General features: G+C 68.9%; 10 protein-coding genes, 1 tRNA gene and 1 pseudogene. 4 read left to right on the top strand and 8 right to left on the bottom strand.

Annotated elements, in window-relative coordinates; genetic code table 11:
* The 4 genes and pseudogenes from Mterra_RS13560 to Mterra_RS13540 form a co-directional block, all read right to left on the bottom strand.
* Positions 1-581 (bottom strand): annotated as a pseudogene (locus tag Mterra_RS13560) (phenylalanine--tRNA ligase subunit beta); the annotation flags it as partial.
* Positions 582-671: 90 nt separating this feature from the next.
* A complete protein-coding gene (gene pheS, locus Mterra_RS13555) occupies positions 672-1,733 on the bottom strand; it encodes a phenylalanine--tRNA ligase subunit alpha (RefSeq protein ID WP_119315662.1) in 1,062 nt (353 codons plus the stop codon).
* A 577-nt stretch (positions 1,734-2,310) separates the two neighbouring features.
* Positions 2,311-4,050, bottom strand: a complete 1,740-nt coding sequence (locus tag Mterra_RS13545) for a VanW family protein (RefSeq protein ID WP_119315660.1) — start codon at positions 4,048-4,050, stop codon at positions 2,311-2,313.
* Positions 4,051-4,170: 120 nt separating this feature from the next.
* Complete coding sequence (locus Mterra_RS13540) at positions 4,171-6,792, bottom strand: replicative DNA helicase (protein ID WP_119315659.1); 2,622 nt, start codon at positions 6,790-6,792, stop codon at positions 4,171-4,173.
* Positions 6,793-6,950: 158 nt separating this feature from the next.
* On the opposite strand from Mterra_RS13540, the gene Mterra_RS13535 reads away from it, so the two are divergent.
* Positions 6,951-7,026: transfer RNA gene (locus tag Mterra_RS13535), tRNA-Asn, on the top strand.
* A gap of 238 nt (positions 7,027-7,264) precedes the next feature.
* On the opposite strand, the gene Mterra_RS13530 is transcribed toward Mterra_RS13535, so the two are convergent.
* Positions 7,265-7,759, bottom strand: coding sequence for a CarD family transcriptional regulator (locus Mterra_RS13530; RefSeq protein ID WP_027892206.1), 495 nt, complete (start codon positions 7,757-7,759; stop codon positions 7,265-7,267).
* A gap of 609 nt (positions 7,760-8,368) precedes the next feature.
* On the opposite strand from Mterra_RS13530, the gene Mterra_RS13525 reads away from it, so the two are divergent.
* Both Mterra_RS13525 and glyA read left to right on the top strand, forming a co-directional pair.
* Entirely contained in the window at positions 8,369-8,881 is a 513-nt protein-coding gene (locus Mterra_RS13525; protein ID WP_119315658.1) for a metal-binding protein, read from the top strand.
* A 129-nt stretch (positions 8,882-9,010) separates the two neighbouring features.
* Positions 9,011-10,243: a serine hydroxymethyltransferase gene (glyA, locus tag Mterra_RS13520; RefSeq protein ID WP_119315657.1), complete on the top strand. Its 1,233-nt coding sequence runs from the start codon at positions 9,011-9,013 to the stop codon at positions 10,241-10,243.
* 60 nt (positions 10,244-10,303) lie between these two features.
* Here the strand turns inward: glyA and Mterra_RS13515 are convergent, their stop codons facing one another.
* Both Mterra_RS13515 and Mterra_RS13510 read right to left on the bottom strand, forming a co-directional pair.
* A complete protein-coding gene (locus tag Mterra_RS13515; RefSeq protein ID WP_147372784.1) occupies positions 10,304-10,540 on the bottom strand; it encodes a hypothetical protein in 237 nt (78 codons plus the stop codon).
* A gap of 12 nt (positions 10,541-10,552) precedes the next feature.
* On the bottom strand, positions 10,553-10,774 hold the full coding sequence (locus tag Mterra_RS13510) for a hypothetical protein (protein ID WP_027892270.1): 222 nt from the start codon (positions 10,772-10,774) through the stop codon (positions 10,553-10,555).
* A gap of 116 nt (positions 10,775-10,890) precedes the next feature.
* Between Mterra_RS13510 and Mterra_RS13505 the strand changes: the two genes are divergently transcribed.
* Complete coding sequence (locus tag Mterra_RS13505) at positions 10,891-12,138, top strand: SLC13 family permease (protein ID WP_170159667.1); 1,248 nt, start codon at positions 10,891-10,893, stop codon at positions 12,136-12,138.
* Positions 12,139-12,178: 40 nt separating this feature from the next.
* Here the strand turns inward: Mterra_RS13505 and Mterra_RS13500 are convergent, their stop codons facing one another.
* On the bottom strand, positions 12,179-12,340 hold the full coding sequence (locus Mterra_RS13500; protein ID WP_027892272.1) for a DUF1328 domain-containing protein: 162 nt from the start codon (positions 12,338-12,340) through the stop codon (positions 12,179-12,181).
* Between the last annotated feature and the right edge of the window lie 258 nt (positions 12,341-12,598).

Raw genomic sequence — 12,598 nt, 5'->3', positions numbered from 1 at the left:
GGGGCGGTCTTGGGCCGGGGGTCGGGGTGGACGAGGGGCATGCCCAGAGCGGCTAGGTCGCGGGCCGTGCCGTACACCGAGAGCACGTCGGCGCGGTTGGGGGTGATCTCGACCTCGATCACCCAGTCCTCGGGCCAGGCCTCGGCCAGCGGCGTGCCGGGGGGCAGGGCGTCGCCGGGGAACTCCATCAGCCCGCCCGCGTACTCGCCCACCGCCAATTCCTTGGCCGACAGGGCCATGCCGTAGGACTCCAGGCCCTGGATCTTGCGCGCGGAGAGCTCGAGGCCCCCCGGCAGCACCGCGCCCGGCAGGGCCAGCGCCACGCCCATGCCCGCCCGGGCGTTGGGCGCCCCGGAGACCACCTGGACCTCCCGCCCGGCGTCGAGCACGAGCCGGCGCACCTCGGCGCCGGGGATGGGCTCCACCGCCAGCACCCTCGCGAAGACGATTTTGGCGTCGGGCTCGGGCAAGTGGTCGATGGCCTCGGTCTCGTGCCCCAGCCCGGCGAGCAATTCCTCCAGCCGCTCGGGGGCGGGTGCTTCGGGCAGGAACTCTTTGAGCCAGCTATAGACGATTCGCATTTGCAACCTCCGGTTGCGCTGAACGCCCGGCGCAAAACGCTAAACGCAGAAGAATCTTCCGGCGCTGGGCGTTCGACGTTTGGCGTTTGACTAGTTTCTGAACTGCCGCAGGAAGGAGAGCCGGTTCTGCTGGTAGAAGTAGCGGATGTCCGGGATGCCGTAGCGCAGCAGGGCCAGCCGCTCGATGCCGAAGCCGAAGGCCCAGCCGGTCATGCCCTCGTAGGCGCGGGGCAGGCCCATCTTCTCGCGGTAGTCGTCAACGGCCTTGAAGACGTTGGGGTGCACCATGCCGCTGCCGCCGAGCTCGAGCCAGCGCCCGCGCTCGGCCCACCACATGGCGAACTGGGCCCCGGGCTCGACGAAGGGGAAGAAGGTGGGCTGGAAGCGGACCTTGGCCTCGGCCCCGAAGAGCCCCCGGGCGAGCTCGGTGATGGCGCCCTTGAGGTCGGCCATGGTGATGTCCGGCCCCACGACCAGGCCCTCGAGCTGGAAGAACATGGCCTCGTGCGAGGCGTCGGTCTGCTCGTAGCGGAACACCCGGCCCGGCACCACGATCTTGAAGGGCGGGGTGTGCTGGATCATGTAGCGCACCTGCATGGGCGAGGTGTGGGTGCGCAGCAGGGCGCCGCCAAGGTCGCCCACGTCCTCGCCGAAGGGCCCGTGGATGGTGAAGCGCTCGGGCTTTTGCAGCCAGAAGGTGTCCTGCATGTCGCGCGCGGGGTGCCACTCGGGCATGTTGACCCCGTCGAAGTTGAAGAACTCGCTCTCGACCTCCGGCCCCTCCACCACGCTGTGGCCCATGCTGCGGAAGATGCCCAGGAGCTCCTGCTGGATCTGGCTGATGAGGTGCAGCCCGCCGCTGGGGAAGGCGTAGCCCGGCAGCGAGACGTCGAGGGCCTCCTTCTCGAGCTGCTCCTGCAGCGCCCGCTCGCGCAGGGCCGCCTCGCGGGCCTCGAGCGCCGCCTCGAGCCGGCCCTTGGCCTCGTTGAGCTGCCGCCCCCGCTCCTTGCGCTCCTCGGGCGAGAGGCTGCCCAGGGTCTTCATCTGTTGGGTCAGCAGGCCGTTCTTGCCCAGGTACTGCACCTTTAGGCTTTGCAGGGCCTCGAGGCCCTGCGCCGCTTCGATCTGCCTGAGTGCTGCGTCTGTGTCCATCGCTCCTCCGTCGGGGCCCCGAGCAGTCTACCGCTCGAAAAGAGGGCGGGCGGCACGAGGCCGCCCGCGAGAGTGCCGTGGCAACTCCCGCAGGCTAGCTAAAAAACCACCCCCAAGCCCACATATTGCCTACGAGCTTAACCCGAGCCGCCCGCTTTCTCAAGGGGCCGCCCCGCCCATGGTCAGATGTCACAGGCCCATTGCCCGCCGCCCGGTAGGCTTAGCGTGTTCTGGGTGCACCGGGACGGGGGCTAAAACTTTACGAATTGCGTCGTCTCACGCCGTCATCTTTCCGTCTAACGAACGCCTGCCGAAGTCGATCTCGAGCCTATGGGGGTGAAGTGGAGCGAACCACTTCGCCCTCGCCCTCTTGTGGGGTCGGGGGCGGTGGCCGGGCGTGGGGCGCGGGTCGGGCGTCGGGTGTGGGTCGGGCGTCGGGTGTGGGTCGTACGTCGTACGTCGTACGCCAAACGCCAAACGCCAAGCGCAAGACGCAAGACGCCTGGTTCCCCCCTTAGCAAGGGGGGTTAGGGGGGATAAGCCCTCCCCGCGCGCCTCCCGCTTCTGCTGAAGGCTTCTACCTCGAGGCCCGCGCCCCGCCCCGGCCGCCGAACTGGGTGCCGGGGCCGACGAGGTAGACCGCGCGCCAGGGGCGGAAGTTGGAGTTCAGGACGTCGGTCTTAACCTCGCCGGAGGCGCTGACCACGGTGCGGGTGATGCGGGTGCGGTAGCCGTCCACGGCCCAGTCCACCTGCTTGACCTGGCCGGGGCGAAGGCTGGCGTCCACGATGTACTGCGCCGGGGGGTGGGGGGTGCGCGAGAGGATGGTGGGCTTGGAGACCGTGACCTTGCGGCCGTCGGGGACGCCGTAGAGCTGCACGGTCATGACACCACCCTTGGCGACGGCCCGCACCAGGAGGGGGCCCGGGGTGTCGTTCTTCATGCGCAGGTTGAGGTAGGGCTGGTATACGGCGGCGTCGTAGCCGACGATGGGGTCGTACCAGCGCACCCGGTAGGCGTGCTGGTTGCGCTCGACCACCGGCAAGCCGGCCTGGTAGAGCGCGCGGAAGGCCGTCGTGGAGACCTGGCAGACCCCGCCCCCCACGCCCTTCACCGTGCGGCCGCCCGAGATCACCAGCGCCTCCTTGAAGCCGTTCTCCGGGCTGATGTCGCCGACCGCCTGGTTGAAGTTGAACTCCTCGCCCGCAGGCACCACGTAGCCGTCGAGGTTGCGGGCGGCGGCGGCCACGTTGGCGACGCGCTCGGCGCTCGAGCCCTTGAAGGAGGTGCTGGCCTCGGCCAGAAGCTGCAGCTCCTCCACCGGCGGCAGGTCGGCGGCCGTGACCCTGGGCGCGGCGGGCACGACCGGGAGGTTGACCCCCGTGCGCCGGGGGTCGAAGAGGACGGCCTCGAGCAGGCTCACCGCGGCCTTGGCGTCGAGCTTCCAGCCCGGCTGTTCGGGCTTGACCACCAGTTGATCGCCCTGCAGCACGTAGCGGGCGTCGGCGGGCTCGCGGTCGAGGGCGCGGGCCACCCGGCGCACCGTGGCCGCGATGGCCGCGCGGTCGGCGGTCACCTGGCCGCCGGAGAAGCTGACCCAGGAGGCCACTTCCCGCGTGGGGACCCCCCGGCTGAAGACCTGCTGGCCGGTGTTGTACACCAGGGTCAGCGGGCGCAGCAGCGCGTTGGCCTGCTCGGCCAGGGGCTGCAGGTCCTCCCGGATGACCTTGGCGGGGAGGTTGACGGTGAGGAGCTCGAGCTCGGTGCGGGTGGGGTCCTGCTCGTAGGCGGCCACGGCCGCGGAGAGGTCGAACTTGAAGCCGGGGCGCTCGGGCTCGACCACGTAGAGCCCGCCCTCGACCACCAGCTTGGCGTCGAGCGGGGGCTGCTTGACGCTGTTGGCGAGGGCCTCGAGCCGCGCGCGCAGCACGCCGAGGTCCACCCTGGCCTTCAGCGGCACGCTCATGCCGTGGCGCAGGGCTTCGAAGCGGTCGCCCAGGCGCCGGGCGAGGTCGCCGGTGCGGCCCACGGCCAGCGCGGCCTCGGCGGTAGCCCGGGGGTCGGGCTGCCAGCCGAGCTCGGAGGCCGTCACCCGCACGGTGCGGGTGTGGGCGCGCACCTGGAGAACGGGGGGCTCGAGGCCGCGGGTGGCCTCGCCGACGCGGGAAGTGGCCTGCTCGAGGGTCAGGCCCCCCACCGGCACGCCCGCCGCCGTCACCCCCGGGTAGATCCGCTGGGCGTGGTACAGCTCGAAACCACCCCAGCCCACCAGCAGCAAGCCCACCACGCCCAGCGCGAACCAGCGAAAGCCTCTCACAGCGCCCCCATCATAGGGAATTCGCGCCTGCCCAAACGTCACCCCGCATGGAATTGCATGAGGAAGCCGTTTTCGCACCCTTCAGGCGGGGCCAAGGCTCCCCGGGAAGGCCGGAAGGGCTCAGATCTCGTCCTTGGCGAGGTCGTTGAAGCGCACGTGCTGGGCGTGGAATTGCAGGTCCACGGTCCCGGTGGGGCCGTTGCGCTGCTTGCCCACGATGATCTCGGCGATGCCCGCCTTCTCGGAGTGGGGGTTGTAGTAGTCGTCGCGGTAGATGAACAGCACCAGGTCGGCGTCTTGCTCGATGGAGTTGTGCACGATGATGTTGTTGGCGATGAAGTTGTGCGGGCCGGGGACCGTGAGGTCGAAGACCTCTTCCTCCCCGGCTGCCTCGACGGACACCACTTTATCCCAGTAAATGTCACTGCCGGCTGTGCGCTCGAGCGCTTGCGACCCCAGGGCCTTCGCCATCCGCAGGGCGCGCTCGCGGCTCAGGTTTTGCTTGAAGAGGGTCGTGCCCGAGTAGGCCGTGCTCAGGGCCCGGTGTAATTCCCGGTGGGAAAGGCCCGAGACCGCCAGGTCGGCCCGCGCGGGGTGTAGCCACAGCTCGAGCGGGATCACGTCCCGGTTGGTGTTTTCCGGGCGGGCCTCCAGGTAAGCCTCGACCTGCGCCAGGGCCTGGCGCTTGTAGCTGCCCACAGCCCCGACCTCGCGCGCGAAGCGCAACAGGCTGGAGCGGCCGCTGACGATGACGTGGAACCGGTCGCGCCCCTTGCCCTTCTGCGGCAGGCGCTTGAGCCGGGAGTTGATCCCCAGGCTCAGCAGCAGGGTTTGCACGTCCAGAGCCAACCGCTCGCTGCTGCTGGCGTAGTAGACGGCGGGGTAGGGGGACTTGCCCTGCCGCAGGAGGACGCAGCCGTCCGTAGACCACAGGTGCCGCAGGAAGCGGGCGATCGCGGGGGCGGGCTGGGTGAACACCTGCTCGGGGACCCGCTTCTCGTGAGAACGCAGGCCCCACACCCCCAGCGCCTCGAGCCACGCCGCGACCGGGTTGCGCCTGCCCCGTCCCAGCCGTTGCGCCGCGCTCAGGTAGACCTGCAACCACCTGCGCTCGGGCTTGATCCTGGGGACGATGGCTTCGCCGAACACCGCTCGAGCCAGCTCGGCTACGGTTTGCGCCAGGTCGGGCTCGCGGGTGGTGTACCGCAGGGCATGACGCGGCAGGGTGCAGCCGTCGCCGGTCAGGTGGCCCAGCAAAGCCAGTTCTTCGTCGCGGAGGCTTTGCTGGCGGGAGGAGGCCAGCTTACGCGGCAGAGCCAGGTAGTCGCCCACGGCCAGCTCGTCCAGCCGCTTCCAGCCTCGCGCGGTGAGGAACTTGTGGTTGGCCGTCGCACGGATGCGGCGTCCGAGCCGGGTGGTGAGGGCGAACACCGGCTTCACGCCGGTGGAGAAGGCCCGGCTCACCCGGGCGGGCTCGAGCTTTTGGGTGGTCTCGTCGAGCGCGAGCACCTCGAAACCGCTCTTCCCGACGAGCTCACGGATGGGCTGCCTCGAGCCGTCGGCCAACTGCACCAGGGTGTCGCCGGTGAGGCAGCCCGATTCCCTGAGGTCGGAGAGCATGGGGCGCTTGTTGGGGCGGGCCTCCACCGCGCGCGAGAGCTGCGAGAGGGCGATGACGGGCACCTCGAGCTCGCGCGCGAGGTTCTTCAGCCCGCGCGAGATCTGCGCGATCTCCTGCTGGCGGTTCTCGCCGGCGTTCTTGCCGTTGTTGGGGCCCGACATGAGCTGGAGGTAGTCGATGACGATGAGCCCGAGCTTCTGCTGCGCCCGCAGGCGGCGCGAGCGCGAGCGCAGCTCCATGAGCGTCATGTCCGGGGTGTCGTCGATCATGATGGGGGCCTCGGAGATGCGCCCGGCCACGTCAACGAGCCTGGAGAAGTCGCGGTCGGTGAGCTGCCCCTGCCGCAGGCGGTTCATGTCGATGCGGGCCTCGGAGCACATCATGCGCGTCACGAGCTGCACGGCCGGCATCTCCAGCGAGAAGATGGCGACGCCCAACCCCTCGCGCAGCGCGACGTTCTGGGCGATGGTGAGGGCGAAGGCGGTCTTGCCCATCGAGGGGCGCGCGGCGATGATGTTCAGCGACCCCGGCCCCAGGCCCCCCAGCATCGAGTCGAGCTCGCGGAAGCCGCAGCGGATGCCCTCGGTCTGGCCCTGGTTCTCGTAGAGCATCTGGATGTGCTCGAAGGTCTCGTGGACCAGGTCGCGCATGCTCTGGAACTCGGTCTTGCCGCCCTGGAGGGAGACCTCGAGCACCCTGCGCCCGGCGCTGTCGAGGATGTCCTCGAGGCTGCCCGCCTCCTCGTAGGCCATGCGCATGGCCTCGCCGGCGGCGTTGATGAGCTTGCGCAGGGTCCACTTCTCCGCGACGATGCGGCCGTAGTAGTCGGCGTAGGCCGCCGTGGGCGTGGTCTCGGAGAGCCCCACGAGGTAGGACAGGCCGCCCACCTCGTCGAGCTCGCCGCGCGTGCGCAACTCGTCGGAGAGCGTCACCAGGTCGATGGGCTCGTTGCGGGCGCGCAGGTGTTCCATGGCTAGCCAGATCTTGCGGTGGCCTTCCTTGTAAAACGCCTCCGCACTCAAGGAGCCCTCGAGCCGGTCCAGGACTTCGCTGTCGAGCAGCACCGAACCCAGCACGCTGGCTTCGGCCTCGAGGTTGTGGGGAGGGATGCGACCTTCCATAAGCGCGGCGCTCCTCGGGATGGACCCGGAGCGGAGCCTAGTCTACCGGCTTGACCGGCTTGCTTTGAAGGCCAAAGTGACCCGGGCGTACTTGCCAAGAAGGAGGCCCTTTGCTATATTGGCTTTCGCTCTGTTGAGCGCGGCTCGACGAGCCACGTTCCACGGTAGCTCAGTCGGTAGAGCGGTCGGCTGTTAACCGATTGGTCGCAGGTTCGAGTCCTGCCCGTGGAGCCAGATCAGCCCGAGGCCAAAGGCCTCGGGCGCGTTTTTACGGCCGCTCCCCGCCCGGCACCCGGTCGGGGCTCGAGCGCGAACGGCGGACCGTGCCGGAGCGCCCACCCGCGTTCCGCGGTGCCGGCTCAGGAGCCCCCGCTCCCCTCCGAATCCGGCTCGACCCGGCGCGCTGAGCCGGGGAGGGAGGCGACGAAAAAAAGCCCCCGGAAGGGGGCTTTTTCGCGGAGTCAGGAAGGGGTCAGTTCAGCTCCTCGCCCCAGGCGTCCTCGAAGAGGGCGCGGGCCTTGTCGAGGCTGATCTCCATGACCTGGGCGATCTCCTCGGCCAGCAGGTGCATGGCGCGGCGGAAGGCCTGGCGGTCGAGGTCGGGGAGGCCCTTCTCGAGGTCCCAGGCGCGGAGCTGACCGGCCAGGGTGGCGATGCGGTGGGGGTCGCCCTCGGCCAGGATCTCGGTGGTCTTGCGGTGGCGGGCGGCCCACTGGCGGGGCAGGGGCAGGCGGCCTTCGCGCAGGAGGTGGAGGATCTGCGGGATCTCGTCGGGGCCCAGCGCCGGGCGCATTCGGGTGGTCTGCGGAGCTTCTACGGGCACATAGGCTTTAGAGCGGGTGCCGGGGAAGTCCACCTGGTAGTAATCGCGTTCGTTGCCCGAAACGGTCCGCTGCGCGATCCCCGATACCACACCTACGCCATAAGGCGGCAGAACAACCTTATCCCCAGGACGATATTCTTTCACCGACGACTCCTTTCGCGAGCACCCAGAGCTGTTCAGGTGCGAGGTTGTGCTTTACCGTGATACCCACGCTACAGGCCGTTCCCCCAAAAAGCAGGCGCGGGCAAGATGACCGGCCCGCACCGAAAGGACTGGGTTGTAAAGCGCGATCGGGGGAACTGGGGTGCTGCAGAGCAGCGACGGCTTGGCGATGACGGATTTGGGAAGAAAAAGTGCCTGTAGGGTGGCCTCGAGCGTTGTCTCACGGTTGTGGGCAAGTCGAGACACCACGGTCACGCCCATAAATATACCATGACAGCCCCCCCTTTGTATGAGAGCCCGGCTCCGGCATCCCGAGAAATGGGGCGAAAAATATGTTCGGAACGGATTTTCGTAGCAATTGCCCTTGGCGGGGCAAGAGGGGTAAAACTGAGAATCTGTAGTTTGGAAAGCAATTGGTTGGAAAAACCGTTTTCAACCGGAAAGGGACAAAAATCCCCCCGAAACCGGGCGATCCGGCCGGCAACTTGTGGGCTCGAGCCGGGGCTGGGCGGGGAGCTAAACCGTCAGGGCAAAGCCCCGCCGCGGGCCGGTGAACTTGCGGGCGGGCCTCGAGCCGCTATATTAGGGCTCGTGCCATCGGGTCGGGTCCACGAAGCGATTAACCTCAGCGTTTTAGGGCTGGGCAGCGCCGCCTACCTGGCGATGAAGGAGTCCGTGGGCGTCGAAGACCCCGTGGCCCTGGCCTTCGCGGCGAGCTACTGCATAGGAACCTTTCTCATCACCCCGGACCTGGACCTGGCCGAGCAGGGCGTGCGGGCCAAGGGCCGCTGGGGCCTGCTGGGGTGGCTGTGGGTCCCCTACGGGCTGATGTTCTCGCACCGGGGCCTCTCCCACACCTGGCTGGTGGGCCCCTTGACGCGCCTGGCGTACCTGGCGCTGCTGGGCACCGCGCTGTTCTGGGCCGGCGACGGCCTGCTGCGCTACCTGGGCGTCTCGCTCAACCTGCAAGGCCGCATCGCCGTCCCGCCCCAGGAAATCCTCTGGGCGGCGGCCATAGGGTACTACGCCTCGCAGTGGCTCCACCTCGTCGCCGACGGCATGTGGCCCGACTTCCCGCGCCGCCCCCGCCGCCTGCGGCGCTAGGAAGCTCCCAGCCGCCTGCGGTCAACCCTGGCCTGTCGAGGGTCTAGGGCCCAGGGCCAAGGCGTTTGGCGTCTGGCGTTTTGCGTACGACGCATGACCCGCGTTCGACGATCGACTTATACTGTTGGCGTGATTAAGTCGCCCGAAAACCCCGCCCGCGACGACTTGCTCTTCGACCTCATCGCCAAGGAGGAGGCCCGCCAGCGCGAGGGCCTCGAGCTCATCGCCAGCGAGAACTTCACCTCCCGTGCCGTGCGCGAGGCCACCGGGAGCGTGCTGACCAATAAGTACGCCGAAGGCTACCCCGGCAAGCGCTACTACGGCGGCTGTGAGGTCATCGACCAGATCGAGCAGCTCGCCATCGACCGCGCGAAGGAGCTCTTCGGGGCGCAGTGGGCCAACGTGCAGCCGCACTCGGGCTCCAGCGCCAACCTCGCCGTGTACTACGCGCTGCTCGAGAAGGGCGACACCGTGCTGGGCATGGCCCTCGACCAGGGCGGCCACCTCACCCACGGCTCGCCGGTCAACTTCTCGGGGCTCAACTACCGCGTCATCGGCTACCCGGTGGACCCCCAGACCGAGTACCTCGACTACGACGCGGTGCGCAAGCTGGCCCTCGAGCACAAGCCCAAGCTGATCATCGCCGGGGCCAGCGCCTACAGCCGCGTCATCGACTTCGAGAAGTTCCGCGCCATCGCCGACGAGGTGGGTGCTTACCTGATGGCCGACATCGCCCACATCGCCGGGCTGGTGGCCGCCGGGCTGCACCCCTCGCCCATGCCCTACGCCCACGTGGTGACCTCCACCACCCACAAGACCCTGCGCGGGCCGCGCTCGGGCCTCATCCTCTCCAACGACCTCGACATCGGCGCCAGGATCGACAAGATGATCTTCCCCGGCACGCAGGGGGGGCCGCTCGAGCACGTCATCGCGGCCAAGGCGGTGGCCTTCTGGGAGGCGCTGCAGCCGTCGTTCAAGGACTACGCCCGCCGGATCATCGAAAACGCCCAGGCCCTCGCCAAGAGCTTCGTCGAGCGCGGCTACCGGGTGGTCTCAGGCGGCACCGACAACCACCTCTTCGTCCTCGACCTGCGCCCGCAGGGCATCAAGGGCAACAAGGCCTCCAACACCCTCGACAAGGTCAACATCACCGTCTCCAAGAGCACCGTGCCCTACGACCCCGAGAAGCCCTGGGTGACCTCGGGCATCCGCATCGGCACCCCGGCCATCACCACCCGCGACTTCACCGCCGAGGAGATGCCCCTCATCGCCGCCTTCATCGACGAGGCCCTCACCCAGGGCCCCAGCGAGGACCTGCGCGAACGGGTGCGGGCCCTGGCCCTGGCCCACCCGATGCCCTGAGAGCCGGCCCCACGAACACCCCTCACCGCCCGGCGGTGAGGGGTGAAACCTTCGCCGGCGTCAGGACCCGGGCTGCTTGCGACGGCCCAGCAGCAGAAAAACGATCCCCACGACCACCGACATCCCGCCGAAGACCTCGAGGAAGGGCACGCGGTAGGTGGCGTCGTTGCTGGGCGGGCTCACCCTGAGCCCGGGGGCCGGGCTGGGGTCGAAGAGCTGGACCCCCAGCACCAGCAGCAGCCCGGCGACGATCAGCACCCACCCGATGCCGCGGTAAAACCATCCCGGTGCCTGCATGTTCACCCCCCGCTACGCCGCGCGGCGGCCCCGGTCACCGAACAGGGCCAGCAGAACCCCGGCCGCCACCGCCACCCCGCCCAGCACGTCGGGAAGCGGGATGCTGCGGGTGCGCTCGGTCTGGACCTCGAGCGGCCCGAAGTCCACGATCTTCTCGCGCTCGGTGAAGGTGATGCGGGGCACGGCCAGGACCGCCAGCCCCACCACGATGAGCACCACTCCGAAGATTCGCATGACCAACCTCCTGTGCTCCTGAGCCTACGCCGGGCCCCTGAACGGGGTCTGGGCCGGGCCTGAAATCTTTCTGAGCCGGGGACACTCCGGCCGCGGGGATCGGGCATCATGGAGGCGTGACGCCCGCGCTCCTCGCCCTGCTGGCTTTGATCGTCGTGCTCGTGCTGGGGGCCGTGCGCCCCGACCTCAACGTGGGGGTGCTGGCGACGGCCGTCGCCTTCGGGCTGGGGATGGGGCTGCTGGGGTTGGGCGTGGCCGAGGTGAGCGCCTTCCTGCCCGCCCAGCTCCTGCTCACGGTGGTGGGCATCGCGCTGCTGTTCGAGCTCGCCCGCTCCAACGGCACCCTCGACCAGATCACGCGGGCCGTGCTGCGGCTGGCCCGGGGCAACAGCCGGGTGCTCCCCCTCGTCTTCTTCCTCCTCACCTTCGCGCTTTCCGCCCTGGGGCCGGGCAACATCGCGGCCACGGCCCTGCTGGCCCCGGTGGCGATGGGCATCGCGGCGCGGGCCGGGATCAACCCCACGCTGATGGCGATCCTGGTCTGCACGGGGGCCAACGCGGGGACCTTCTCCCCGGCGGCCGTCACCGGCGGCATCAACGCCGCGCTGCTGCAGCGGATCGGCCTCGAGGAGCCTGGGCTACCCGTGCGCATCTTCCTGGCGGTGGCCGCCATCCAGTCGGTGACGGCGCTGCTGGCCTATGCCCTCTTCGGGGGCTACCGCGTGGGCCGCCCCGTCGAGGGCGTGAGCGTGGGCCGGGTGGCCCTGAACCCCGCCCAGCGCCTGACGCTGGGGGCCATCGGGCTCTTCGTGCTGGGCGTGATGGTCTTCAACGTCCCGCCCGTGGCCGGGGCCTTCGTGCTGGCGGCGCTGCTGGCCCTGCTCAAGCTGGGCGACCTCGAGCAGTCCATGCGCCAACTCCCCTGGAGCGTGGTGATGCTGATCGGGGGGATCAGCATCCTGATGGGGCTGCTCGAGCGGCTGGGCAGCCTCGAGCTGCTCACCTCCCTGCTGGCACGCTACAGCTCCCCCGACGCCGTGAACGCCCTACTGGCCCTGCTGAGCGGCCTGGCCTCGGTGGGCAGCAGCTCCTCGGGCGTGGTGATGCCGCTGATGGTCCCGCTGGCCCCCGAGTTGCTGGAGAAGCTCGGCGGGGGCGACCTGGTGCGCGCGGTCATCGCCATCGACTTCGGCTCGCACATGGTGGACGTGAGCCCGCTCTCGACCCTGGGCGCTTTGTGCATGGCCGGGCTCCCCGAGGGCGCCGACCGCTCGAGGCTCTTCCGCCAGATGCTGCTGTGGGGCCTCAGCATGGCCTTGGTGGGGGCCCTGCTGGCCTTCGTCTTCCTCGACCTGCCGCAATGAAAACAGCCCGGCTCGAGCCGGGCTTCATCCAGGCATGGCTTCAGACGGTGCGGCGCCCGGTGAACAGGCCGACGATGAAGAGGATCAGGAAGATGAAGAACAGCACCTTGGCGATGGTGGCGGCGGTGCCCGCGATCACGCCGAAGCCCAATACCCCAGCGATAATGGCAATAACCAGGAACAGCAAAGCATTGCTCAACATGACTTTCCTCCTTTCGTACAACTGCCAACAGGGTAAGGAGGGGATTTGAGGGGGGACTGTCGCACGGCTGAGCCGGTGCTGAAGGGGCGAAGCGCCACGCCCGGGGTCTCGAGCCTGTATGCTGCTGGATGAAGGCACTGGATTCTCACGGCACTGCTGCTCGAGGATGATGTCCGATGGCATGGAGGAACCTGACATTCGTGCTGCTGGGGGCGATGGCCCTGCTGGCCTTCCTGCTGACCCGCCCCAGCCCCCAGC

The sequence above is a fragment of the Calidithermus terrae genome (assembly GCF_003574345.1).
GTDB lineage: Bacteria > Deinococcota > Deinococci > Deinococcales > Thermaceae > Calidithermus > Calidithermus chliarophilus.
Note: the sequence above shows the minus strand (reverse complement) of the source record. Positions and strands in the feature narration are given on the sequence as shown.